Here is a 24,338-nt window from a genome sequence, read left to right on the forward strand (position 1 = left end):
GAGGCCAGTGACAACCCGCGATCGGCCGTCACGCCAGCCAGAAGGGCGCGCCCTGGGCAAAACGCTTCCAGAGCTTGTGCAGCGAACCGGCAGCGACTTCCTTGTCGCGAGCCTGCCAGCCGGTGACCAGGCCGGCGCCACGATGCAGGGCGGCATCCTGCGCTTCATCCGTGAGCACGGCCAGCAGACCGCCCGTCGTCGCCGCATCATTGGCCAGACCGAGCCCTTCCTGGAGATCAGCCAGCCGGGCAAGATAACGCTGCGCCTCTTCCTTGGTGTCAAAGACACCCCGGAAGAACTCGGCACCGTAACGCAGCTTCTTGAGCACGAGCCGCAACTCATGTTGAGCCACCGGCTCAAGCCGCCTGAAATGCTTTCCCCCTTTCAGGGCACGGCGATGCAGCCGTTCCAGCGCCTGGCGAGCGAATTGCTCGGCGGTCTCCGCCAGGATGCCAAGCGAGCCGCTGGCGATATCATTGCGCCAGGCGCGCCTTTCGACGGTGCGCCCGAGCGTCAGCAGGAAACGGTTGTAGCGGGCACCGGCGAACAGTTCGCGCAGATGCTGATAGCCATGCAGCCGCCGCGGCTCGACATGAGCCCGCATCGCCGCAAAGGCCTTCTCGTCGGGGCAATGTGTCTCGATGCCGGGAATGGTATCCACCACCAGCACGTCCCAATTGCGCACGGGCCCGAGCGTCGACGCCAGCCACTTGGCCTCCACCGCCAGCAGCGCGAGCGTCGGTGAGCCGATCTGGCGCTGGAGAATCGAAATGGCGGTGCGCATGCGCCGCAACGCCACCCGCATCTGGTGCACACCTTCCGGCGTCCTGCCCTCCTCCACCACGGCCTGATTGGCGACCATGTGGCGCTGGCAGTCACCGAGCAGCTTGGCGACGATCTCGTCGACATTGTCGGCGGCGCCGATGCTGCCCTTGGCAGCCCGCACGCCCTCGGCCGGCGGATCATAGGCGAGCTTATAGCCACGATCGGCCTTGGCCAGCGTACCTACGCGAAGGGGCGCGACGTCAAGCAGGGCCAGGGCGACGTCATAGAGGGCACCCGCGTCTCCACCCTTCAGCTCCAGTTCGAGCTCGCTGATGGCCTCGCGGCGCTCACCGGCCCGAATCTCACCCTGATCGAAGGCAAGTTCCAGTTTGGCGGCCGGCAGGTCGAGCGCCTGGATACGCCGGCGGAACTTGGTGACGAAGACGGCCTCGAGCACGCCGTTGCCGACGTCGTCCATGCCGATCTCCAGAGCTTCGGGCGGCAAGAGGGCCAGATCCGGCTCCAGGCTCGGTACGGGCACTTCCCATTCATGGCGTGCCAGGGGATTGGTGCCGTCGGCCGGGCGTTTGAGCGTCTGGATAAAGCTCTTGCCGCTCTTACGTACCCTGAGGGCGATCTTGTTGCGATAGAGCTGGCGATCGGGCGTATCGTAATAGGCGTTCTCGAAATTGCGAAAGACGCCGCGATTGCGGGCATGCTGGGCAATGACGGGAACCGCAGCGAGAGAATCAAAGCTGTCGGCGGGGGCCAGCAGCTTGAGTTCGATTTCCCGATTGGCAGCCGGGGCCGGCAAGGTCGGTGCGGGCACTGCCGGTGCGGGTCTACTGCCTGTTTCCACGTCTTTACTCCGAGCAATGTCACCGGACCGACGCGCCCGTTTTGATGACGATTTGATGACGAAGTGGAGCTATGGCAGATCAAATTGTCACATACTACCGCCCGGCAAGCCCTGAAACACGCATCACCGTGGACAAATGTGGTTCAAATCATTTCCCGCGCCAGCGATGTGAATGACCAGAGCCTGCAATGCGGGGGCTGCCGTTCGCATTCGACGGGGCACCAGGCCCCGCCCGTCAACCGGTCCAGCCGCCGTCAATGATGTGGATCTGTCCCGTCGTATAGGTAGCACCGGCGAGGTAGACGACGAGATCGGCAATCTCCTCGGGCTGACCGATTCGGCCGATCGGCTGGCGCGCGACGAAAGCGGCACGCGCCGCCTCATAGTCGCCGGTTGCCTCCAGCCTTTCGCGCAGGGAGGGGCTTTCGACTGTCCCGGGGGCGATGGCGTTGCAGCGTATGCCCTTGCTCACATAGTCCGCCGCCACCGATTTGGTGATGCCGACCACTGCGGACTTCGAGGCCTGGTAGGCAAAACGGTTGGGGATTCCCTTCACCGACGAAGCCACCGAAGACATGTTGATGATGCTGCCATCGCCGCGCTGCAGCATATGCGGCAGGAAGGCCCTGATCATGCGGAACATCGCCGTGACGTTGAGATCGAAGGCGAAATTCCAGTCCTTTTCCGTGCAATCGAGAATGGTGCCGGCATGGACGACGCCGGCGCAGTTGAAGAGAATGTCGGCCTGGGGTCCATGACGTTCGGCAAAGGCGGCGATCGCCTCCGGCGACAGCACGTCCAGCCGTTCGACGGCGATGCCTTCAACCCCGGCGAGATCGGCCAGCTTGTCTTCGGCAATGTCGGTGGCGACCACCTGTGCGCCGGCGCGGGCCAGCGCTATCGCCGAGGCGCGGCCGATCCCCTGGGCGGCCGCGGTGACAAGGGCTGTCTTGCCCTGTAGGGGTAGGGACATTTCACTCTCCGTCGTCGATCGCCGGCGAACCGGCTCTTTTGCATGTGCTCGGCTTTGCTTGGGGACGCGCCTGCCTGAATGGACCGGCGCCCCTTCCCGATTGATAGCTGCATTTGTATGAATTATTCAAATCGAAGGTCGTCGCAAATCGTCGCGCATCGCCTTGGGAGTATAATCTGACCGGGCCCGGTTGCCCGGGCCATCCCTGTCCCATATGGTCGGCGCCGCATCGAGTTTCTGAGTCTGACAAGGCGGGATTATGTCCGGACAGCGCACTTTTCTTTATGTCGGCGGCCCCACGCGCCCAACGCCATATTACCCAACCCACAACGCCAAGGGCATTTCCGCTTTCTCCTTCGACCAGGCAACCGGTGCCATCACACCTGTCGGACTGATCGAGGGTATCGACAACCCAACCTGGATCGGCGTCGACGCCAAACGCAAGGTGCTGCATGTCAACAGCGAGGTGTTCGGCTGGAACGAGGGCACGGTTTCGGCCTATGCCATCGACCCCGCGGACGGCACGCTGAGCTATATCAACAAGCAGCCGACCCTGGGCAGCATCGCCGCCTTTAACAGCCATGACCGCAACGCCAATTTCCTGCTCGTCGCCAATTACAGCCTGACCGCGGAAGGCGAACTGCCCAACAAGGCCATCGCGGTGTTGCCGATCCGCGAGGATGGCGGGCTGAAAGCAGCCGTCAGCGACGCCACCCATGCCGGCACGGGACCGGATCCGGAGCGCCAGGAGCGCCCTCACCCCCATTGCGTCCGCGTCACGCCCGATAACCGCTATATCGTGGTTGCCGATCTCGGGCTCGACCTGCTGGTGGTCTATCGCTTCGATGCCCAGACCGGTGCGATCACCCGCGCCGGAGCCGCCTCCGTCCCAGCCGGGGCCGGTCCGCGCCATTTCGTCTTCCATCCGCGCGGCAATCTACTCTATGTCGCCAACGAGCTCGACTCCACCGTATCCTCCTTCGCCTTCGAGGCGGACCAGGCCAAGCTCACCTTGGTCAGCACGATTTCGGCACTGCCTGAATCAGCCGGATCGGGCAGCTTCTGCTCGGAAATCGCGATTTCGGCCGATGGCGCCTATCTCTATGTCGGCAATCGCGGCCACGACACGATCGGCGTCATCGCCCTCGACAGCGAAGGCGGCATGGTGCTGGAGCACAACGTGCCCTGCGGCGGGCAGTTTCCCCGCCATTTCGCCATCGACCCTTCGGGCAATTTCCTGGTGGCGGCCAGCCAGAACAGCGACAAGCTCGTCGTCTTCGCCGTCAACAAGGAGAGTGGCGAGTTGACCCCGACCGGCACCGAGATCCAGATCGGCACGCCGACCTGCGTGGCCTTCCTCCAGATCGACGAAGCCTGAGGCATTTCCCAAAAGCCGGCATTACGGAGCGCATCGCCCTTTGCGATGCCTCCGCAGCCCTTGGAAGCAAGACGTGGGCGACAAGCTTCTCATTCTCGATGTGGGCTCCACCGCGCTCAAGGCGGTGCTGTACGACCGCACCGGCACGGCCGTGGCCTCGGCGACACGGCCTCTGACCACGCAGACCCTCTCGGACGGGTCCGTCGAGCAGGATGCGCGCCAATGGTGGACCGCCGCTCAGGCGGCGGTGAGCGAGCTGCCTCTTCGGTCCGATGTCTGCGCGATCGGCCTGGCCGGTTCGATGCAGAACCTCATCGCCCTTTCCCCGACGGGCGAGCCCATTGGCCCGGCGATACTCTATTCCGATCGCCGGCTCGACCAGCATGAAGTGGCGGCCCTGCGCGACCGGCTTCCCGGAGATTACGGCCAGCGCACCGGCAATCATCTCGATCCTGCCCATCCTATCCTCAAGCTGATGCGGCTCAAGCGCTTCCTTCCAGGCCCGCCGCTCGACGCCGTCACCGGCTTTCTCTTCGGGGCCAAGGATGCCGTGATCAAGCGTCTCACCGGGCGTAGCGTCATCGATCCCACCACTGCAACGACGACCGGGCTCTACAACATCGTCAGCAGCGCCTGGGATGAAACCCTGCTGGCGGCAGCCGGCGTCAAAGCCGCGCAAATGCCGAAAATCCTGGCTGCAGACGCAATCGTCGGCCCGCTTGCCGCTGAAAGCGCCGTCGCCCTCGGCCTGCCACGTGACATCCCAGTCTACAATGGCGCCGGCGATGGCGCGGCCGCAACCTGGGGTGCCTTCGCCGATGCACCCAACACGGCCTATGCCTATATCGGCACGACCGGCTGGGTCGCCGGCACCATGGACATTGCCGATGCCCGCCCGCCGCGCGACAGCTATACTCTGGCCGATCCCGTCGAGGGCAGCCGCGCGATCGTCATCACGCCCTTCCTGTGCGCGGGCGCGGCGCTCGATTGGCTGAGCGAGATCACATCCCTGCCGGTGGAGACGCTGCTCGATCACGCCTCGGCTGGTGGCGCCGCCTCCCATCCGCTGTTCCTGCCTTATCTCTTCGGCGAGCGTTCGCCCTTCGAGGATCGCGCGGTTCGCGGTGCTTTCCTCGGCCTTGATCGCGGTCACGGGCCGGGTGCTCTGTGCCGGGCCGTGCTCGAAGGTATCGCCTTTGCCATCCGCCACAATCTGGAAGCCGCCGGCCTGCCGCGCCAGCCGTTGACGGTGATCGGCGGTGGCGCCCGCAGCCCGTTGCAGCAACGCTTCCTCGCCGAAGTGCTGAACCGGCCCGTGATTGCGCCGGCTGCCAGCCAGGAGATGCCGGCGCTCGGCATTTATCGCATGCTCGCCCCCAGGCTTGGCTTCGAGCCGGTGCAGCAATTGACGGGCAGTGTCACGGTCGAGCCTCATCCTTCTCGCGCGGAAGCCGCGGAACGGCGCTATCACAGCTATCGTGCTGCATCGGATTTCGCGCGCGAACTGCCGCGGACTATGCCATAGCAACGCAAAGAAACTGCCCGGGAGATCCGACCCGGGTCGAAGCTATCGGGGGATCCACGTGAAGATCGGTGTTTCTATCTTGGCCATGACCTTGGCCAGCGTCGTCGCGAACGCGGCCCAGGCCGAGGATATCGCCGTATTGACGCCCTATATCAGCTCGGTCGCGACCAACGAGATCGTCGAAACCTTCAAGAAGGATGCCGCCGGCAAGGGCTGGAACGTCAATGTCGTCGATACCCGCGGTGACCTTCAGCAGCTGGCAAGCCGGGTCGAGGACGTTACCAATGCCGGCGTGAAAGCCGTCGTCCTGGTCAGCGTCGATCCCAAGCAGATCGCCGACCAGGTCGCCGCCGCGGCCGCCAAGAAGATTCCCGTCTTCGCCCTCGACGGCGCCCTGGCGCCCGGTGTGACCGCCAGCATCGCCACCGACAATTTCGCCCTCGGCACCATCCTGTCGGACAAGCTGTTCAAGCAGCTGGGCGGCAAGGGCAATATCGTCAAGTTCTACTATTCGGCCCATCCCGGCGTGCATCAGCGCGAACTCGCCCTCGACAAGGCGCTGGCCGCCAATCCGGGCATCAAGGTGATCGCCGAGCATTATGTGAAGGTCCCCGGACCGATCGACGATTCACGCCTGGCCATGGAAACCTTCATCCGCCAGCACGGCACCAAGATCGACGGCGTCTGGGCCGCCTGGGACGAGCCGGCGATCGGGGCTCTCCTCGCCCAGCAGAGCGATGCGCCCGATTCCAGGATGGTGATCGCCGGCATCGACGGCAATCCGCAGGCCGTCGACCTGATCAAGCAATGCACCGACCTGGTCGCGACCGTGCGCCAGGACTTTCCGGGGATCGCCCATAGCGCCGTGACCGAAATCGCCAATGTGCTGGAGGGCAAGCCCGTCAGCAAACAGGAAATCCAGGTCGAGGCCAAGGTCGTCGACCGGGCAAGCCTGGGCGTGACGTGTCCGCAATGAGCCAGCCCTCCGGCCGCGCTGTTCCGCGGCTCGAGATCACCGGCCTGAAGAAACATTTCGGCGGCGTACATGCCCTCGATGGCGTCGACCTCAGCGTCAAGCCGGGACGCATCCATGCCCTGCTGGGCGAGAACGGTGCCGGTAAGTCGAGCCTGCTCAAATGCCTGTCGGGCGTGTATCAGCCCGATGGTGGTGCGATGCAGCTCGACGGCGCGCTCCATGCTCCGCGTGATCCCAGGGCGGCGGAGGCCGCGGGTCTGCGCTTCGTGCATCAGGAACTCAACCTGGTACCGGGTTTCACCGCGGCCGAGAACGCCTTTGTCGGCCGGCGCTACCCGCGCCGTTTCGGCCTGATCGACCGGCAGGCCATGCAACGCCGCCTGGCGGCTGTCCGCGACAGGCTCGGCATCGCCCTGCCGCTGGACGTCCCGGTACGCCATCTCTCGGTGGGCCAGTGCCAGCTGGTCGAGATCTTGCGGGCCTTGATGGACGAGGCGCGCATCCTGGTGCTGGACGAGCCCACGGCCTCCTTGAGCGAAAGCGAAGCCGCGATCCTGAGAAAGGTGGTCGTCACTCTCGCGCAGGCGGGATGCGCCGTGATCTTCGTCTCCCACCGCATGGAGGAGGTCTTCGAGCTCGCGCAGGACTATACGGTATTGCGCAACGGCGTCACCGTCGGCCAAGGCCTGATCACCGAAACTACGCCCGACGCCGTCGTGGCGATGATGGCCGGTGACGCCCAACTCCGCGACGCCCTTCCGCCTCCGGCCAGGCGAGCCGAAAAGCTGCTCGAGCTCGACGGCTTTTCCCCCTCGCCCCGGCACGGCTCCCTGCAATTGAGCGCCCATGGTGGCGAAATCATCGGCTTGTACGGCATCGTCGGCAGCGGGCGCTCCAGCCTGTTGAAGGCGCTCTGGGGCGCGATGCCGCGGGCGAGCGGCAGGCTATCTCTGGCCGGGCGGCCCTTGCCGCCGGCCGGCATCCCCTCCCGGCTTCGGGCAAGAGTCGCGTTTGCGCCGGAGGACCGCCGCGGCAGCGGCCTGGTGATCAACCACTCCATCCTGGACAATGCCACCCTCCCCCATCTTTCCGATGGTCGGGCCGTGGCCGGCCTGCCCCTCCTGTCCTGGCCGACCTTGCGACGCAAGGCCAGCGCGATGCTGGATCGGCTTGCCGTCCGCTACGGCCGCCTCGCCGACCGCATCGCCACTCTCTCCGGCGGCAATCAGCAAAAGATCTTGATCGGGCGATGGTTCAGGCCGGGTCTGCGCCTCTTCCTGCTGGACGAACCGACGCGGGGCGTCGACGTCCGTTCCAAGGCCGAGATCCACGCCCTTTGCCGCGAGCTCGCCGGCGACGGCACGCTGATCCTGTTCGCCACCAGCGACATCGAGGAACTGTTCGCGCTGGCCGGGCGCATCGTGGTGATGGCCAAGGGCGAGATCGCACTGGACGCTCCGGCCGCCGGCTTGACCCGCCAGCAGGTGCTCGCGGCGACCTTTCGCACGGCCAGACCGCATCGGGACTCCCGGAGGACAGCTTGAACTTTACCGCCCGCTACGGCACGCTTCTCGGCCTTTTCGTCATCGTCGGGGTTTTCTCGGCCCTTTCGCCGGGTTCCTTCGCCCAGGCCTCCAATCTGATCAACATCACCCAGCAATCCTCGCTGCTCGCCATCGTGGCTCTCGGCGCGACCTGCGTGATGGTGCTGTCGGAATTCGACCTCTCGGTCGGGGCAGTGGTGTCCTGGGCCGGAATCCTGGCCGTCAGCCTGTTCGCGCAAGGCTGGGGCATTCCGGCCACCATTCTTGCCACGCTGGTGTCGTCGGCGGTCGTCGGCTGCGTCAGCGGCTATCTCGTCTCGCGCCTGAGGGTGCCGAGCTTCATCGCCACCCTCGCCATCGGCACGGTGGTCGGCGGCTTCACCTTCTGGATCAGCGACGGCGCCACGCTGTTCGGCAATATTCCACCGGCCTTCCGCGACCTCGGGCGCGGCACGCTGGCAGGCGTGCCGGTACTGACGCTGTGGGCTATCGCCATGACGGCCATCTGCGTCATCCTGCTGGATTTCACCGAGCCCGGCCGGCGCATGGCGGCCATTGGCGGCAACCGTGAAGCGGCTCGCCTCACCGGCGTTCCGATCGTGCGCAGCACGGTGCTCGGCTTTGCGATCTGCACGCTGTTCGCCGGGCTTGTCGGCCTCCTATTGGTGGCGAGGCTGGGCAGCGCCCATCCGACCGGCGGCAATGGCTTCCTGCTCCAGGCCTATGCCGCCGCCTTTCTCGGCATGACGGCTTTTCGTGGCGGCGACGCCAACGCCCTCGGCACTCTGCTGGGTGCTGTGATCATCGCCGTGGTGGCGAATGGCCTCACCATCCTCGGCGTGCCCAACTACATGCAGGATATCCTGACCGGCCTGATCATTCTGGCGGCCGTGCTGGTGCGCAATGTCGGGCGGCTGCGAGATTAGAAATAATGCAGTTCCCTGAATGGGTAACGCCCGATTTGTCATAGCCGGGCTTGACCCGGCTATCCAGAAACCACGGCAAAAAGAAGCTGGATTGCCGGGTCAAGCCCGGCAATGACAAACCTCACCTGCGCTTGGCTGACGCTGCCGCGTTCAGGCTCCCGCATCTGCCGTGAGATGGGGGCTTTCGAAGCCGAGCTTACGCAGACCGGCCTGGATCTCCGGAATGCGCATGAACAGGTTCCAGATCAGGCCGGTGCGATAGTTCTCGATCATCACGATGATGGGGCCCTGGTCGATCGACAGGAAGGTGTCGGCGAACCAGCCCCGCTCCTCGCTGAAGGCATCGACGAAGCCGAAGCGCCCCCAGACCTTGTCGCCATATTTGGCGAGGAAGTGGCGTAGCGCCGCCATGGCTTCCCTGGGCGCATAGGGAAAGCTCGACAAGGCGGCCGTCGGGCTGATCACGCCATTGTCTTCGCTCGGCTGATGGGCGGCATAGCCGTCAGGATCATCGCTCGCCGTCAGCCCCCAGCAATCGGGGCCATAGCCCTTGTGGCCATGCGGATTGAGTACGCAATGGCGATGGTTGATCATCGTATGGGCCACGTTCTGCTGCCAGTAATCGGCGTAGCGGTCCCTCAGGCCGCGAGGATCGAGTCCCAGGAAGGAATAATGCGCCCAGAACAGCGGCCCGCCGCGATCAGGGCCCAGCGGCAGTTCGATGTCGTAATAGCTGCGCGGCGCCCCGAAATCCTTGCTGGCCGCGAAGCCACGATGATAGGCGGCGGGATCGATGGGATAGCGCGGCGCCGATACCGCCATCACATAGGCGATCAGGCACTCGTTCCAGCCATGGATGTCGTGATCGAGCACGAAGCCGTTATTGGGGCTCCAGTGCCAATAGAGCGCGTGGCGCCCCTGCGTATACCAGTTCCATTCGATCTCGCCCCATAGCCCGGTGATGCGCTGGCGCAATCTGGTCTCGGCGGGGGTGTCGGCATCGAAATATTCGCGGGCGCAGAGCAGGCCCTGGAACAGGAAAGCGGTTTCGACCAGGTCGCCGCCATCATCCTTGCGGCTGAAGGGCCAGACCTTGCCGGTCTCGCCATGCATGAAATGCGAATAGGCGCCATGGAAACAGGTGGTCGGCTCGATGACGTCGATGATCCTGGTCAGCCGTTCCAGGCCCTCGGCGTGGGTGATCCAGCCTCGTTCCATCGCCACGATCATGGCCATGATGCCGAAACCCGTCCCGCCGATCGCCACCAGGTCGTTGGGCGTATCCATCGTGCGGGTGGTACGGTCGCGGGCCATGCCGCTCACCGGCTCCGCTCCCTCCCAGAAGAAACGGAAGGTCTGGCGCTGCACGGCTTCCAGCAGTTCCTCGTCGGGCAGGTTGACGAGATCGGCGGCCTTGTAGAGCCCAGCCGGTTCAGTCTTGGCCATGCCCTTGTCCACCTTCTCCGCCACGATCTTCTTGTCGCCCTTGGAGAGCTTCTTCTTGCCGGCCTTGTCCTTTGCCATCGTCCCGACTTTCACCCGTTGCAAGCCATGAGGGCTGCCTGATCGATCTTTAGATAGACGCTTCAACAGAAGCGAACACTTATTTGAAAAGTATGGTCTTTTTTATACACTTCCCTTGGATTCGTCCGCCTCATCCCGATCCGGTTTCTCTGATGCGCGGTCCGCTTGTGTCCTGTCGTTGAGAAGCCGAAGAGTACGTGGAAAGAAGCTGGCCTTGGAGCCGGGCCGGCCGATATGGACGATGGTGGATTTGCCAAGATCCTTTTCGAAAATGGCGAAAACCTTGTCGCGTGTTCCCTCATCCAGACCTTCCAGGGCTTCGTCGATGACGATCCAGGTCGGCTGCTGCAGAGCGAGGCGGGCAAAAGCCACCGTCTGCTGTTCCTCGTCGGCGAGGTCCTTGTCCCAGCGCACATTGCGGTCGAGGTCATCGGCCAGATGACCAAGCCCCACGGCGGACAGAGCGTGTTCAAAATCAGCCTGCTCGAACTTGGCCACCGGCTGCGGATAGGACAGGATCTGCCGCAACGTGCCCTGGGGCAGATAGGGACGACGCGGCATGAAGGTGACCTGCCCGCCCTTGGGAATGCTGACCTGACCTGAGCCGAAAGGCCACAGACCGGCCAGAGTGCGAAAGAGCAGAGTCTTGTTCGCCCCGGCCTCGCTGACGATCAAGACCCGCTCGCCGGGTTGGATCTGGACATGGTCTTCGTTGAGGCGGCTGTGCCCGCTCGAAGCTTCGATCACCAGATCATCGAGGCGGATGCCGTCATTGTCGGTCTCGGTGAACTCGATATGGCTGGCTTCCGTTTGTTGAATATCGATATTGGTGACGGCATAGCGGAAATTTGCCACGCGCAAGAGCGTGGCCCGCCAATCGGCAATGGTGTTGAAATTGTCGACGAACCAGCGCAATTGCGATTGCACCTGATTGAAGGCTCCAACGGCCACCATAAGGCCGCCGAACGTCAGGTTCCCGGCAAAATAGATCGGTGCGGCGACCAGGAACGGCGCGACCTGGGTGAACCAGCCATAGCCGGAGGTCACCCAGGCGAGCCTGGCGGTCGCCGTTACCAGCCGCCGCATTGCCTGCAGGACAGCCTTGAGATCGAGATTGAGCTGGCGCTCCTCGTCCTTTTCGCCGTTGTTCAGCGATATGGCATCGACATGCTCGCTGACCCGCACCAGCGAAAAGCGGAATTCCGCCTCCCGCGCATAGCGATCCGCATTCAATCCGATCAGAGGACCGCCGACATGCCACGAGAGCAGCGAAGCCGTGACGGCGTAAAACAAGGCGGCCCAGACCATGTAGCCGGGAATGGCGAAGCTGTAGCCTTCGACGTTGAAGACAAAACCGCTGGAGAGACTCCACAGCACCGTGATGAAGCTCGCCAGATAGATCGAGGCTGACAAGAGTCCGATGCCGAGATCAGTCGACAATTCGGTCAGGTGGCGGGCGTCCTCGTGCAGGCGCTGATCCGGATTGACGCCGATCTTGCTCGAATTGGCGAGACGAAACGCGCGGCGGGGCCGCATCCACTGCCCGATGAGATCCTCCACCAGCCCCTGTCGCAACTTGAGCTTGACCATCCAGCTCAGCCAAGTCTGGGTGACGTTAAGGATCAGCAGTCCACCCGCAATCGCAATGAAGACCAGGAGTTGCTGGAGGAACTGTGCCAGGTCCTTGCGGGCCAGGGCATCGTAAAAGGGTTGATTCCAGGCGTTCAGCAGGATCTGGAAATAGCCGGTGACCGCAATCACCAGGACGACCCCGACGAGAAGCAGGAGCAACTGGTTGCGATGGGGCGAGGAAACGAAGGCGCGGGCCATCATGTTGAGCTGCAACAGCAGCCCGCCCATCGACTGCTCAGACTGCCCAGGCTTGTCCGGCTCGTTGCTCGGCGCGTCGGCAGGCTTCCCGCCGGATTGTGCAACCATGAATCACTCTCCGTCTCGACTATAGCCGGTCATCTGGCAGAGTCATCCTCAAGGGTAAGCGAGTAACGCGTACGACAGCCGGCACGATGCGTGAGTGCGCATGTTTATGCGCCTTTGTGCGTTTTCATACTTGCATTCCCCCCGCTCAAGGGACATAAGCGGCCTGTTCATCGGATCCAGCCTGCCATGGAAACTTCCATCCTTCTCGATGCCGGCCTCATCCCTGCCGAGCGGCAGCGTCTTCTCCTGCAGCGCATCGAACAGGACGGCCGCATCGCCTCTGTCCAGGCGGCACTGGATTTCGCGGTGTCGGAGGACACCATTCGCCGCGACCTCAAGGAACTTGCCGATGCCGGCCTGATCGAGCGCGTGCATGGCGGTGCCCTGCGCAAGTCCCGCGCCTCACACCGATTTGATCGGCGCCTGATCAGCAACGAGGCGCAGAAGAAGCAATTGGCGGCCTATGCCCTGCGTTTCGTCGAACCGGGAATGGTCGTCCTGCTCGACCAGAGCACCAGCAATTTGATGCTGGCACGCCAGCTTCCGGTCGAGGCCGGCCTCACCGTGATCACCCCCTCGCCCGACATCGCCGTCGCCGCGCTCGATCGCGGCATCGGCAAGCTGGTGCTGATCGGCGGGCAGGTCGACACCCAGTCGCGCAGCGCCAGCGGCGCCGGCGCGCTGGAGCAGGTCGCCTATCTCAAGCCCGATCTGTGTTTCCTGGGCGCCTGCGCCGTCGACCTGATCGAGGGCGTGACCGTGGTCGATCATGACGACGCCCATCTCAAGCGCGCCATGGTCGCCGCCTCACGCTCGACGATGGCTTTGGTCACTGCCGAGAAGCTCGACACACGCTCGACCTATCAGGTCATGCCCTTCGCTCGCCTCGATCGCATGGTCACCGAGAATGCGAGCTCGAACACCATTCTGCAGCGCTACAGCGAAAGTGGCGTGGAGATCCATCTTGTCTGAAACATCCTCTTATCGGCCCGGCTGGCGGGTCTGGCACCCGACGGCGTCGACTTTCTACGTCAATGGCGCTCTCTATGGTGTCTGGGCTACGCAGATCCCTCTCGCCAAGGAGCGGCTGGGGCTCGATCCCATCGTGCTGAGCATCGTCCTGCTGATGCTCGGGGCCGGGGCCGTGCTCGCCATGGCCGGCAGCGGCTGGATCATCCAGCGCCTCGGCACCGCGGCTCTCATCCGGCTGAGCGGCGTGATTTTCCTGGCCCTGCTGCCCGCCATTCCCCTCATGCCGGACGTCTGGCTGCTCTCCGGCATCGTTTTCCTGTTCGGCGCCAGCGGCGGCTGCATGGATGTGGCGATGAATGCCGATGCCGCCAGGATCGAGAAGCAGGTCGGCCGCCCCTATATGTCGTCGTTCCACGGCATGTGGAGTCTGGGCGGATTGACCGGGGCTGGCATCGCCACCCTGATGCTCCGCTGGACCGACGGCGCTTCCCAGGCGCTCATCGTGACGGTGGCACTGGCCGTCATCTTTGCCTGGGGGCAGAGAGGCCTCGCTCCCGGCAAGGTCGCTGCAACTGCCGACGCCGGCACCGGCAAATCACCTTCCCTGCGCCCGGCTTTCCTCGCGGTCGTGGTCGGCCTGATGGCCGCGCTCGCCTTCAGCGGAGAGGGCGTGGTGCTGGACTGGGCCGCCGTCTTCCTGCGCGAACAATTGGGAGCCGGCCAGGAATTGGCCAATGTCGGCTATGCCGTCTTCGCCGGGGCGATGGCAAGCGTGCGTTTCCTGGGCGATCCCATCCGCCGTCACGTCGATGGCGTTCATCTGGTGCGAGGCGGCTGTCTGCTCGCCTTGATCGGGCTCCTGATGGGACCGCTTTCGGGCAATGTCTATGTCGCCATCCTCGGCTACGGCTTGGCCGGCATCGGCTTTGCGAATGTGGTGCCGGTCCTGTTCAGCACCGCCGGGGCCATGCCGCGCCCGGAAGTGCAGATCGCAACGGTGTCGACCATGGGTTATGCCGGCCTGCTGGCGGCGCCGCCCTTGCTCGGAACCGTTGCCCATGTGTCGACGCTTGCCGGCATCTTCTACGTCGCAGCGGTGTTCACCGTGATCATTGCGTTGCTGGCGCCGGTCTGTGCCCCACGCGGCGCTTCCGGCCGCCCGGCTACAGAAGCGGGCTGACCAGCCGCGCCAGATTTTCGGCGACCTTGCGGATCCAGGGGCGTCGGCGCCATCTGTCCAGTTCCATCCGGTCGCTGCCCGCGATGTAGTCATCCTGCATGCGTCGCAATTGCAGCGTGACCTCGCGGTCGTAGATCACCACCGTGACCTCCGAGTTCAGCACGAAGGAACGCATATCCATGTTGCTCGAGCCGATTAGGGCGACGTCGGTGTCCACCGAGACATTCTTGGCATGCAGGAACTTGTCGCGAAAAAGGTGGATGCTCACGCCGGCAGCCAGCAATCCGCCATAATAGGACTGCTGGGCGAAACGCACGAGGCGGTGATCCGAAATCTTGGGAACAACCAGATGCACGGCGACGCCGCGCAGCACGGCGATCTGCATCGCCTTGTGAACGGCCTCGCTGGGAATGAAATAGGGCGTGACGATCACCACACGCTGTAGGGCCGAATGGATGGCGGTGACGATCAGGCTTTCGATCCCTCCCACCCGATAGTCCGGCCCGCTCGGCAGGACCTGCATCGCCAGGGTACCGCAGGCGGGCGTCGGCGACATCACGCTGTCGAGCGGCAACGCTTCCTCCGTCTCCAGGAACCAGTCGGCGATGAAGACGGCCTGCAATTCCAGCACCACCGGCCCTTCCAGGCGCAACATCAGTTCCTGGTTCGAGATGTCGAGCACCGTGCGGGCCGCAATGATGTTCTGAGACCCTGCATAGCCCACCCGCCCGTCCATCACCGCAATCTTGCGGTGGTTGCGCAGGTCCGCCCGCGCCGACTTGCGCCGAAAGAAAGTGACCGGAAGGATGGGATGGGCCTCGACACCGTAATCGGCAAGCGTCGTCAGCACGCTGCGTGCCCATGGTCGAGAGCCGATCGCATCGATGAGCACGCGGCATTTCACGCCACGCGCCTGGGCACGACCGAGGGCTTGCATCACCTTCTGCCCCACTTCGTCGTCCGCGAAGATGTAGAACAGCAAGTGGACATGATGCTGGGCAGCGTCGATATCGGAGACCAGCCGATCGATCATCCGCGAATAATCGCCGAGGAAATCCACTCTCGCGCCATCGACGACCGGCAGCTTGCCCACTCTTTCGATCAGCACCGCTGCACGGGTGAAGCGCCGCGGCAGCCGCTCGCGTGAAACTTCGGTCAGTTCGCGAACCTTTTCGGCGGACAGGCTCAGGATGTCAGGAAGGCGTTCGAAACGCTTGCGCCGCCAGCGCGGATAGGTGGCCCGCCCGATCAGGAGGTAGAGCAGCAGGGCCGGCCAGGGCAGGAACATCACCAGCAGCAGCCAGCTGCGCGCCGCATCCGAATTGCGCCGGAACGGCACCACCACGATCATGACGAGGCGAACCGCCCATTCGGAATAGAAATAGGCCCACGCCAACACGCTCAAACCCGGCAAGGTCAGATCGGAGAACGACAAGGCGGGCCTTTCCATGAAAAAACCCACGCAGCGGGCTGCGTGGGTGTGACTTGCGTCAGATGGCGATCCTCAAAGCGTTCTTCGATCTGACGAAATCGTCAAGCATCGCAAAGACGCGTCCAAACGAGGAGCTAGAGCAAAGTACGTTTTCGTGAAAACGCGCTTTTCTCCGAGGGATCTCACCCCTTACGGGCACTGCACGCGGCGATACCGCACGTTGCCGTAGTAATCATAGTAACGACGAGTGCAAGCACGCGGCGTGGTTTCGGCACCGACGATGGCACCGGCAGCACCGCCGAGCACGCCGCCGACGATGGCGCCGCCGGCCGAACGGGTGGCCAGGCCACCGATCAGCGCACCGCCGCCGGCACCGATGGCAGCGCCACCGAGCGCGCGGTCACCGCGCGAATATTCCGAGCAGCCCGCGAGCAAAAGCCCTGCAGCTGCTACGATCAAAAGCTTCTTCATGGGAGATCCTCCGTGGATGCCGATCCGTATCGATCATATACAGATACAACCGAGAGCAAAGCCCGATTCTTACATCATGCACACCATGAACCGGAGATGAATGACTACGTAAGGACAGCTCGTGCTTCAGATGCCATCGCTTTCTGCCAAAGCCGGAGCATTTCACTGCCGACTCAACCGAAATGACGCATGTCACCGACATACAAACTTCTACGGCGAAGACAAGTTCCCTTCCGTGTACCGGTGCCTTTCCGAAGGGATCGGGCGGGCGATGAACGTTCCTTCTCTCGCAGGTGCGAAAAGGCCGCTTGCGCCGGGGCGCCATGACGATTAAGCGGGATATCCTGAAGCAAAGCGCGTTTGAGCGGAAACGCTCTTTGCTCTAGAGGCAGTTACCCAGGCGCGTCTTTGCGATTCTTGGCGCCCCGCAAATCGCAAAACGCTGTAGGATCTAGTTTGTTTGGAGCGACAAGCGATGGAAGCGCTCTTCATCGGCCATGCCTATATCGACGTGACCTTCGTTGCGGATGACATGCCGCGCGGCGATGAAAAGTCGGTTGCCAAGGACTATGCCGTGGCTTTCGGCGGCAACGCCACGACGGCCGCTTTCTGCTGCGCCAAGCTTGGCGTGATCCCCGACCTGATCACCACCAATTCGAACGACTGGCTCGGCCGCATGTTCATGGACATGGCGGCGAAATACGGCATCTCCGTCCACCCTCGCAAGGTCAAGCGCTCCTCGCTCTCCTTCATCATGCCCAAGGATGGCAAGCGCGCCATCGTGCGTGCGCGTGACGACGACTACCTGCATCCCTATCCGCATCTTAATCTGGGCAATTGCCGCGCCCTGCATCTCGACGGGCATCTGGCCGATGCCGCGCTCTACTATGCCAAGGAATTCCGCAAGCTCGGGCGCCTGGTTTCGCTCGATGGCGGCGGCCTGCGCTCCAACACCGACGAATTGCTCAACTATGTCGATGTCGCCGTGGTGGCCGAGCGCCTGTGCGAGCAGATGAACCTGACCGAGACCGAGATGCTCGACTATCTCAAGGGCAAGGGCTGCAAGATCGCCGGGGTGACCGCCGGCGAGCGCGGCATGCTGTGGTATGACGAGAGCGGCAAGGTCCAGCGCCTGCCGGCCCTCAACGTGCCGAAGGCCTCGGTGGTGGATACCAACGGCGCCGGCGACATCTTCCATGGCGCCTATATGTACTCCTATCTCAGCCGCCCGCTGTCGCGCTGGGAGGAGCATTTCCGCTTCGCGCGCGGCGCCTCCACCCACGCGATTCAGTTTCTCGGCAACGAAGCCAAGCTGCCCACCCGGGCGGATGTGGAGTCCATCGAAACGCGCTTCCAGCCCGTCGCCGCGTCCTGATCGCCTTTGTGAGCCGGCGGGTCGTCATGGCCCGCACCGGACCATCCCGACGAGCCCTTCGCCATGGCCGGCTATCTCGCCCTCCTCTACAGCATCGTACTGACGCCACAGCGGCGGGTCGTGATGGAGGAATTGCGCGCGATCGCCACCGGATGCGGCTTTGATCGTCCCCGCACTCTGGCCTCGACCGGCAATCTCGTCTTCGAGGCGCCCGAACAGGACATCGCCGTCCTCGAAGCCCGGTTGGAGGCCGGCTTCCTCGGCCATTACGGCAAACATGTCGACATCATCGTGCGCAGCGCCGAGAACTGGCGGAGCACCGTTGCCGGCAACCCATTCCCGGCCGAGGCCGAACGCGACGGCGGCCTTGTCATCGCCCGCCTGATGCGAGCCCCGCTCGGCGAGGACATCCTGGTCAAGCTGGAACGCTATTGCGATAGAGGCGAACGTCTTGCCCTGGTCGGCGGCGATCTCTGGATCGCCTTCGCCGGGCGCCCGAGCGAAAGTCGCCTTGCCGGCGCCCTTTCCACCAAGCGGCTCGGCGTCGGCACTGCGCGCAACTGGAACACCATACGCGGCCTCGGCCAGATGCTGGCCTGAAGCGGGACGCCGGGAGCTGTTTCGATCCCGGCGCTTCGGTTTCAGCCTTGTGCGGCCTGCGCCTCTGCCACGGCCACCGCCGTCATGTTGACCACGCCGCGCACGGTCACGGCACGGTTGAGGATATGGGCCGGCTTGGCGGCGCCGATCAGGATCGGACCGACGGGCAAGGCATCCGCCAGCATGCGGGTAAGCTGGAAGGCGATGTTGGCCGCATCGAGGTTGGGCATCACCAGCACATTCGCCTCGCCCCGGAGCCGCGAGGAACTCAGCTTGAGGTCACGCAAGCTTTCCGACAGCGCCGTATCCGCCTGCATCTCGCCGTCCGCCTCCAGATCGGGACGCTGCTCGACCAGGAGTTCCAGGGCCCTGCGCATCTTGCGGGCCGCGTCGGTGTCGTAGGAACCGAAATCGGAATGCGACAGCAGCGCGATCTTCGGGTCGATGCCGAAGCGGCGGACATGCTCGGCGGCCAGGATGGCCATCTCCGCGATCTCTTCCGCGCAGGGGTCGGGCTTGACCTGGGTGTCGCAAATGAAGAAGGCGCCCTTGGCGGTCAGCACCAGGGAAAGAGCCGAATAGTCGCGCACACCGGGCGCTAGGCCGATGATCTGCCGGACATAGCGCAGATGGCGCATATAGGCCCCTTCGAGCCCGCAGATCATCGCATCGGCATCGCCGCGATGCAGGGCCAGGGCGGCGATCACCGATGTATTCGAGCGCACGATGGTGCGGGCCGTATCCTGGGTGACGCCGCCGCGCCCGGCCAGGTGGTGGTAGAGCGACCAGTAATCCTTGTAGCGCGGATCGTCGGCCGGATCGATCACCTCGAAATCATGCCCCGGCTTGATCGTCAGGCCGAAACGCTGGATACGGGTCTCGATCACGGAGGGACGCCCGATCAGGATGGGCCGGGCGAGCCCCTCTTCCAGTACCACCTGGGCGGCACGCAGCACGCGCTCGTCCTCGCCTTCGGCATAGACCACGCGTTTGGGATCGGCCTTGGCGGCAGCGAACAGCGGCTTCATCACGAAGCCGGAGCGGAAGACGAAGCGAGTCAGGCTCTCGGCATAGGCTTCCAGGTCGGTGATCGGGCGGGTCGCGACGCCGGTTTCCTGGGCGGCCCGCGCGACGGCAGGAGCGATGCGCAGGATCAGGCGCGGATCGAAGGGCGAAGGAATGAGGGAATCGGCGCCGAAGCGGCGGCTTTCGCCACCATAGGCACGGGCGACCACATCCGACGGCGTCTCACGGGCGAGCGCCGCAATCGCCTCGACGGCCGCGTGCTTCATCTCCTCGTTGATGGTGGTGGCCCCACAATCCAGGGCGCCACGGAAGATGTAGGGAAAGCACAGGACGTTGTTGACCTGGTTCGGGAAGTCCGAACGGCCGGTACAGATCATGGCATCCGGGCGGGTCGCCTTGGCCAGTTCCGGCATGATCTCCGGAAATGGATTGGCGAGCGCCATGATCAGCGGATTATGTGCCATGCGCGCGATCATCTCCGGCTTGAGCACGCCGCCCGCGGAGAGGCCGAGGAAGATATCGGCTCCCTCGATGATGTCGTTGAGGGTGCGCGCTTCGGTCTCCTGGGCGTAGACGTCTTTCCAGGGGTCCATCAGCTCGGTGCGGCCCTTATAGACCACGCCCTTGATGTCGGAGATGAAGATGTTCTCGCGCTTGGCGCCCAGCGAGACCAGGAGGTTGAGGCAGGCAAGTGCCGCCGCGCCGGCCCCCGACGCCACGATCTTGACGTCGGCTATCGACTTGCCGGCCAATTCGAGGCCGTTGCGGACGGCGGCGCCGACGATGATGGCCGTGCCATGCTGGTCGTCGTGGAAGACCGGGATCTCCATGCGCTCGCGCAGGAGGCGCTCGACCTCGAAGCACTCGGGCGCCTTGATGTCTTCCAGGTTGATGCCTCCGAAAGTCGGCTCGAGCGCCGCGACCACGGTGACGATCTCCTCGATCGACTTGGAGGCGATCTCGATGTCGAAGACGTCGATGCCCGCGAACTTCTTGAACAGGACGGCCTTGCCTTCCATTACCGGCTTGGAGGCGAGCGGGCCGATATCGCCGAGGCCGAGCACGGCGGTGCCGTTGGAGACCACGGCGACGAGATTGGAGCGGGCCGTCAGGTTGGCGGCCTCGAGCGGATCGGCGTGGATGGCCTCGCAGGCCGCCGCCACGCCGGGAGAATAGGCCAGGGCGAGGTCGCGCTGGTTGCCGAGCGGCTTGGTCGCCTGGATCTCCAGTTTTCCCGGCTTGGGATAGCGGTGGTAGATCAGTGCCCCGGTCCGCAGATCCTCGGACATGGTCGAGGAGTTCGTGGGGGCTGCCGAGCCGGCCTGGACATCTGACATTGCGTTTCCCGTCCTGTTGGCTAGGGCAAGGCGCATTCGTCGAACGCTGCTTTGCTCTAACGCCTTGTTTCAATGCGTCGTTGCGATTCTCGGTAGTCCCCTCAAATCGTAAAACGCTCTGGCCCGGGGCCTTGCGCGGCCCCGGCTTTCTCCGTTTTAGCGCATGCCATTACGGCCGCCAGCCCCGAGACTGTTATTTTTCCTGGACGTTCAGACGAATATGAAGTTCGCGCAACTGCTTGGGCGTCGCTTCCGAGGGGGCACCCATCAGGATGTCTTCGGCGCGCTGGTTCATCGGGAACAGTGAGATCTCGCGCAGGTTCTGCTCACCTGCCAGCAGCATGACGATGCGATCGACGCCGGCCGCCATGCCGCCATGCGGCGGAGCGCCATACTGGAAAGCCCGGTACATGCCGCCGAAGCGCTCGATCACCGTCTCCTCGCCATAGCCGGCAATCTCGAAGGCCTTCACCATCGCTTCCGGCTTGTGGTTGCGGATGCCGCCGGAGGCAATTTCGAAGCCGTTGCAGGCGATATCGTACTGATAGGCCTTCAGCGTCAGCGGGTCCTGGGTGTTGAGCGCATCGAGGCCGCCCTGCGGCATGGAGAAGGGGTTGTGCGAGAAATCGACCTTTTTCTCGTCCTCGTTCCATTCGAACATCGGGAAGTCGACGATCCAGGCGAGCTCGAAACGGCTCTCGTCCACCAGCTTGAGGTCGGTGCCCACCTTGGTGCGGGCGGCGCCGGCAAACTTGTAGAACTTGTTCGGATCGCCCGCGACGAAGAAGGCGGCATCGCCGGCCTTCAGGCCGAGCTGCAGCCGGATCGCCTCGGCCCGTTCCGGGCCGATATTGTTGGCGATCGGTCCGCGCGCCCCGATGCCTTCGGCATTGGGATCGGCCTGCTTCGTCGTCTCGTCGGTCGCCTTGTCGAAGAACAGGATGTAGCCCAGGCCCGGCTGCCCTTCGCTCTGCGCCCAGGAATTCATGCGGTCGGCGAAGGTGCGCTGGCCACCGCCCGGTCCGGGGATGGCCCAGACCTGATTGGCCGGATCTTCGAGCATGCGCGCGAAGACCTTGAAGTTCGAGCCGCGGAAATGCTCGGAAACCTCCTGCATGATCAGCGGGTTGCGCAGGTCCGGCTTGTCGGAACCATATTTGCGCAGCGCCTCCGCATAGGGAATGCGCGGCCAGCCCTTGGTGACGCTCTTGCCCTTGCCGAACTCCTCGAAGATGCCGGTGATCACCGGCTCGACGGCAGCGAAGACGTCTTCCTGGGTGACGAAACTCATTTCGAGGTCGAGCTGGTAGAACTCGCCCGGCAGGCGGTCGGCGCGCGGGTCCTCGTCGCGGAAGCAGGGAGCGATCTGGAAGTAGCGGTCGAAGCCCGCCATCATCAACAGCTGCTTATATTGCTGAGGCGCCTGCGGCAGAGCGTAGAACTTGCCGGGATGGATACGCGAGGGCACCAGGAAGTCGCGCGCGCCTTCCGGCGAGGAGGCCGTCAGGATCGGCGTCTGGAACTCGTTGAAGCCAGCCGCCTTCATGCGCGTACGCATGCCATCCACCACCTTGCCGCGCAGCATGATGTTGTTGTGGATGCGCTCGCGCCTCAGATCCAGGAAGCGGTATTTCAGGCGCGTCTCTTCAGGATAGTCCTGGTCACCGAACACGGGCAGCGGCAGTTCGGCTGCCTGTCCCAGCACCTCGATCTCGGTGACGTAGACTTCCACCAGGCCCGTGGGCATCTCGTGGTTCTCGGTGCCTTCGGGGCGCTTGCGCAGCTTGCCGTCCACGCGCACGACCCATTCCGAGCGCAGGGTCTCCGCCACCTTGAAGGCCGGCGAATCCGGATCGACCACGCACTGGGTCAGGCCGTAATGGTCGCGCAGGTCGATGAACAGCAGGCCACCATGGTCGCGGATGCGGTGGCACCAGCCGGAAAGCCGCACGTCCTGCCCGACATGGTCGAGGCGAAGATCAGCACAGGTGTGAGAGCGATAACGGTGCATAGGCGTGTCTTTCCGGACAAAGTGTTTTGCGATCGGACGGTATCACCGAGAATCGCAAAGACGCGTCAAACCAAGGTGCCAGAGTATAAGTGCGTTTTCGCCGAAACGCGCCTTGCTCTGGAGTTTGAGGTCATAGACCCCAACGCCACCGCCGCCGTCAAGGAGCAGCTTGACTTGTCCGGGCCAAACAAGGCCCTGAACATGCATTTAAGGCCGAAATCCTTGCCTTGTGGCGCCGTGTGCCCGATAAGCATATTCATGCCACAATCCTCCAGTTCCCCAGTCGCCATCATCACCACAACCCCGGACCTCGCCGCAGCCTGCTCTCGCCTCGCCGCACATGAGTTCGTTACCGTCGATACCGAGTTCCTGCGTGAGACCACCTTTTGGCCCAAGCTCTGCGTCGTGCAGGTTGCCAGCCGCGAGGAGGCTGTGGTCATCGACGCCCTGGCCGAGGGGCTAGACCTCGCTCCCCTGTTCGAGCTGCTGCGCAACGAGAAGGTGCTGAAGGTCTTCCACGCCGCCCGGCAGGACATCGAGATCGTCTGGCATCTCGCCGGCTTCATTCCCGCGCCGCTGTTCGACACGCAGGTCGCCGCCATGGTGCTGGGCTATGGCGACTCCATTGCCTATGACCAATTGGTCCAGCGCATCACCAACGCCCATATCGACAAGTCGTCCCGTTTCACCGACTGGTCGAAGCGCCCCCTCACCCAGGCCCAGATCAATTACGCCGTCTCGGACGTCACCCATTTGCGCGACGTCTATCTCAAGCTTGCGGCGTCGCTCGAGAAAAGAAAGAGGAGCCATTGGGTCGGCGACGAAATGTCTGTCCTGACTTCGCCCGATACCTATCGGCAGGCCCCTGAGGACGCCTGGCGGCGGGTAAGCGGACGCGTGCGCAAGCCGCGCGATCTTGCCGTGCTGGTCGAGGTGGCAGCTTGGCGCGAGCGCGAGGCCCAGTCGAAGAACGTGCCGCGTTCGCGCGTGCTCAAGGACGACGCCATCACCGAAGTCGCTCTGCAGGCCCCGGACACGCCGGAGAAGCTGGCCGGTATCCGCATGATTCCGAAGGGATGGGAACGCTCCCGCCCCGGCCTCGACCTGATCGAAGCGGTGAAGGCCGGTCTGGCTCGAGACCCAGCGAGCCTGCCACGCCAGGCACCGCCGCGGATCGCCAGCAATGGCGCCGGCGCGACGGTGGAACTGCTCAAGGTGCTGCTGAAGATGGTGGCTGAAAGCCAGGGCGTCGCCGCCAAGGTGATCGCCACCACCGACGATCTCGACATGATCGCAGACAGCGACACAGCCGATGTCCCCGCCCTGCATGGCTGGCGCCGCGAACTGTTCGGCGAGAAGGCGCTCGCCCTCAAGCACGGCAAGCTGGCGCTGGCGATCGAACGCGGCAAGGTCGCGGCAATTAGCCGATAGCTGGCTGTAATTGACTTGCGCTATGAGCCGGGTGAAGGCTGGGCGAATCGTTCGATGCGCCGGACCTTTGGACGCATCGCAAGCAGGAGTATGAG

General features: G+C 63.9%; 18 protein-coding genes. 10 read left to right on the plus strand and 8 right to left on the minus strand.

The genetic code is table 11. The annotated features are described in order from the left end of the window. Window positions 1–28: 28 nt before the first annotated feature. Together ACTJKX_RS07300 and ACTJKX_RS07305 are read right to left on the minus strand one after the other, a co-directional pair. Window positions 29–1,624 carry a CYTH and CHAD domain-containing protein gene (locus ACTJKX_RS07300; protein ID WP_440724849.1) on the minus strand — a complete coding sequence of 532 codons (1,596 nt, stop codon included), beginning with the start codon at window positions 1,622–1,624 and terminating at the stop codon, window positions 29–31. 235 nt (window positions 1,625–1,859) lie between these two features. Next, window positions 1,860–2,597 (minus strand): SDR family oxidoreductase, encoded by a 738-nt coding sequence (locus ACTJKX_RS07305; RefSeq protein ID WP_367622575.1) that lies wholly within the window; start codon window positions 2,595–2,597, stop codon window positions 1,860–1,862. Between the two features lie 259 nt (window positions 2,598–2,856). On the opposite strand from ACTJKX_RS07305, the gene ACTJKX_RS07310 reads away from it, so the two are divergent. From ACTJKX_RS07310 to ACTJKX_RS07330, 5 genes are all read left to right on the plus strand, one after another. Continuing rightward, entirely contained in the window at window positions 2,857–3,975 is a 1,119-nt protein-coding gene (locus tag ACTJKX_RS07310) for a lactonase family protein (RefSeq protein ID WP_367622574.1), read from the plus strand. A gap of 73 nt (window positions 3,976–4,048) precedes the next feature. Then, a complete protein-coding gene (locus tag ACTJKX_RS07315) occupies window positions 4,049–5,500 on the plus strand; it encodes a xylulokinase (protein ID WP_440724850.1) in 1,452 nt (483 codons plus the stop codon). A gap of 85 nt (window positions 5,501–5,585) precedes the next feature. Continuing rightward, window positions 5,586–6,476 (plus strand): sugar ABC transporter substrate-binding protein, encoded by an 891-nt coding sequence (locus ACTJKX_RS07320; RefSeq protein WP_367622572.1) that lies wholly within the window; start codon window positions 5,586–5,588, stop codon window positions 6,474–6,476. Next, entirely contained in the window at window positions 6,473–8,020 is a 1,548-nt protein-coding gene (locus ACTJKX_RS07325; protein WP_440724851.1) for a sugar ABC transporter ATP-binding protein, read from the plus strand. The genes ACTJKX_RS07320 and ACTJKX_RS07325 overlap by 4 nt, the downstream gene beginning before the upstream one ends. Next, the gene (locus ACTJKX_RS07330; protein ID WP_367622570.1) at window positions 8,017–8,946 is read left to right on the plus strand and encodes an ABC transporter permease; all 930 of its coding nucleotides are present in this window, start codon (window positions 8,017–8,019) and stop codon (window positions 8,944–8,946) included. The genes ACTJKX_RS07325 and ACTJKX_RS07330 overlap by 4 nt, the downstream gene beginning before the upstream one ends. A gap of 150 nt (window positions 8,947–9,096) precedes the next feature. On the opposite strand, the gene ACTJKX_RS07335 is transcribed toward ACTJKX_RS07330, so the two are convergent. Continuing rightward, window positions 9,097–10,470, minus strand: a complete 1,374-nt coding sequence (locus ACTJKX_RS07335; RefSeq protein ID WP_440724852.1) for a glucoamylase family protein — start codon at window positions 10,468–10,470, stop codon at window positions 9,097–9,099. A 102-nt stretch (window positions 10,471–10,572) separates the two neighbouring features. Beyond that, window positions 10,573–12,408: an ABC transporter ATP-binding protein/permease gene (locus tag ACTJKX_RS07340; RefSeq protein WP_440724853.1), complete on the minus strand. Its 1,836-nt coding sequence runs from the start codon at window positions 12,406–12,408 to the stop codon at window positions 10,573–10,575. Between the two features lie 186 nt (window positions 12,409–12,594). Here ACTJKX_RS07340 and ACTJKX_RS07345 point away from each other — a divergent pair, with 186 nt between their 5' ends. Together ACTJKX_RS07345 and ACTJKX_RS07350 are read left to right on the plus strand one after the other, a co-directional pair. Then, window positions 12,595–13,380: a DeoR/GlpR family DNA-binding transcription regulator gene (locus ACTJKX_RS07345; protein WP_311938083.1), complete on the plus strand. Its 786-nt coding sequence runs from the start codon at window positions 12,595–12,597 to the stop codon at window positions 13,378–13,380. Continuing rightward, on the plus strand, window positions 13,373–14,560 hold the full coding sequence (locus ACTJKX_RS07350) for an MFS transporter (RefSeq protein WP_440724854.1): 1,188 nt from the start codon (window positions 13,373–13,375) through the stop codon (window positions 14,558–14,560). Before ACTJKX_RS07345 ends, ACTJKX_RS07350 begins: the two co-directional genes overlap by 8 nt. On the opposite strand, the gene cls is transcribed toward ACTJKX_RS07350, so the two are convergent. Both cls and ACTJKX_RS07360 read right to left on the minus strand, forming a co-directional pair. Then, the gene (cls, locus tag ACTJKX_RS07355; RefSeq protein ID WP_311938079.1) at window positions 14,544–15,995 is read right to left on the minus strand and encodes a cardiolipin synthase; all 1,452 of its coding nucleotides are present in this window, start codon (window positions 15,993–15,995) and stop codon (window positions 14,544–14,546) included. The genes ACTJKX_RS07350 and cls overlap by 17 nt on opposite strands. 186 nt (window positions 15,996–16,181) lie before the next feature. Further along, window positions 16,182–16,463, minus strand: a complete 282-nt coding sequence (locus ACTJKX_RS07360) for a bacteriocin (RefSeq protein ID WP_105862901.1) — start codon at window positions 16,461–16,463, stop codon at window positions 16,182–16,184. A gap of 475 nt (window positions 16,464–16,938) precedes the next feature. Here ACTJKX_RS07360 and ACTJKX_RS07365 point away from each other — a divergent pair, with 475 nt between their 5' ends. Together ACTJKX_RS07365 and ACTJKX_RS07370 are read left to right on the plus strand one after the other, a co-directional pair. Beyond that, a complete protein-coding gene (locus ACTJKX_RS07365) occupies window positions 16,939–17,838 on the plus strand; it encodes a sugar kinase (protein ID WP_311938077.1) in 900 nt (299 codons plus the stop codon). A gap of 63 nt (window positions 17,839–17,901) precedes the next feature. Next, window positions 17,902–18,438, plus strand: a complete 537-nt coding sequence (locus tag ACTJKX_RS07370) for a DUF1697 domain-containing protein (RefSeq protein ID WP_394309276.1) — start codon at window positions 17,902–17,904, stop codon at window positions 18,436–18,438. Window positions 18,439–18,479: 41 nt separating this feature from the next. Here the strand turns inward: ACTJKX_RS07370 and ACTJKX_RS07375 are convergent, their stop codons facing one another. Together ACTJKX_RS07375 and aspS are read right to left on the minus strand one after the other, a co-directional pair. After that, complete coding sequence (locus tag ACTJKX_RS07375) at window positions 18,480–20,801, minus strand: NADP-dependent malic enzyme (protein ID WP_311938073.1); 2,322 nt, start codon at window positions 20,799–20,801, stop codon at window positions 18,480–18,482. A gap of 193 nt (window positions 20,802–20,994) precedes the next feature. Continuing rightward, entirely contained in the window at window positions 20,995–22,812 is a 1,818-nt protein-coding gene (gene aspS, locus ACTJKX_RS07380) for an aspartate--tRNA ligase (RefSeq protein ID WP_367622565.1), read from the minus strand. 258 nt (window positions 22,813–23,070) lie between these two features. On the opposite strand from aspS, the gene rnd reads away from it, so the two are divergent. Beyond that, window positions 23,071–24,243 carry a ribonuclease D gene (gene rnd / locus ACTJKX_RS07385; protein WP_311938068.1) on the plus strand — a complete coding sequence of 391 codons (1,173 nt, stop codon included), beginning with the start codon at window positions 23,071–23,073 and terminating at the stop codon, window positions 24,241–24,243. Window positions 24,244–24,338: the final 95 nt, after the last annotated feature.

It is taken from the genome of Labrys sp. 22185 (assembly GCF_052045555.1).
In the GTDB taxonomy this organism is placed as follows: Bacteria; Pseudomonadota; Alphaproteobacteria; order Rhizobiales; family Labraceae; genus Labrys; species Labrys neptuniae.

Excerpts from the sequence above, each read along its gene's own strand:
- ACTJKX_RS07325 (WP_440724851.1), top strand. The coding sequence starts at position 6,473 with ATGAGCCAGCCCTCCGGCCGCGCTGTTCCGCGGCTCGAGATCACCGGC.
- ACTJKX_RS07370 (WP_394309276.1), top strand. The coding sequence starts at position 17,902 with ATGGCCGGCTATCTCGCCCTCCTCTACAGCATCGTACTGACGCCACAG.
- aspS (WP_367622565.1), bottom strand. The coding sequence starts at position 22,812 with ATGCACCGTTATCGCTCTCACACCTGTGCTGATCTTCGCCTCGACCAT.
- ACTJKX_RS07335 (WP_440724852.1), bottom strand. The coding sequence starts at position 10,470 with ATGGCAAAGGACAAGGCCGGCAAGAAGAAGCTCTCCAAGGGCGACAAG.
- ACTJKX_RS07310 (WP_367622574.1), top strand. The coding sequence starts at position 2,857 with ATGTCCGGACAGCGCACTTTTCTTTATGTCGGCGGCCCCACGCGCCCA.
- ACTJKX_RS07340 (WP_440724853.1), bottom strand. The coding sequence starts at position 12,408 with ATGGTTGCACAATCCGGCGGGAAGCCTGCCGACGCGCCGAGCAACGAG.
- ACTJKX_RS07345 (WP_311938083.1), top strand. The coding sequence starts at position 12,595 with ATGGAAACTTCCATCCTTCTCGATGCCGGCCTCATCCCTGCCGAGCGG.
- ACTJKX_RS07305 (WP_367622575.1), bottom strand. The coding sequence starts at position 2,597 with ATGTCCCTACCCCTACAGGGCAAGACAGCCCTTGTCACCGCGGCCGCC.
- rnd (WP_311938068.1), top strand. The coding sequence starts at position 23,071 with ATGCCACAATCCTCCAGTTCCCCAGTCGCCATCATCACCACAACCCCG.
- ACTJKX_RS07365 (WP_311938077.1), top strand. The coding sequence starts at position 16,939 with ATGGAAGCGCTCTTCATCGGCCATGCCTATATCGACGTGACCTTCGTT.
- ACTJKX_RS07320 (WP_367622572.1), top strand. The coding sequence starts at position 5,586 with ATGACCTTGGCCAGCGTCGTCGCGAACGCGGCCCAGGCCGAGGATATC.
- ACTJKX_RS07375 (WP_311938073.1), bottom strand. The coding sequence starts at position 20,801 with ATGTCAGATGTCCAGGCCGGCTCGGCAGCCCCCACGAACTCCTCGACC.
- ACTJKX_RS07360 (WP_105862901.1), bottom strand. The coding sequence starts at position 16,463 with ATGAAGAAGCTTTTGATCGTAGCAGCTGCAGGGCTTTTGCTCGCGGGC.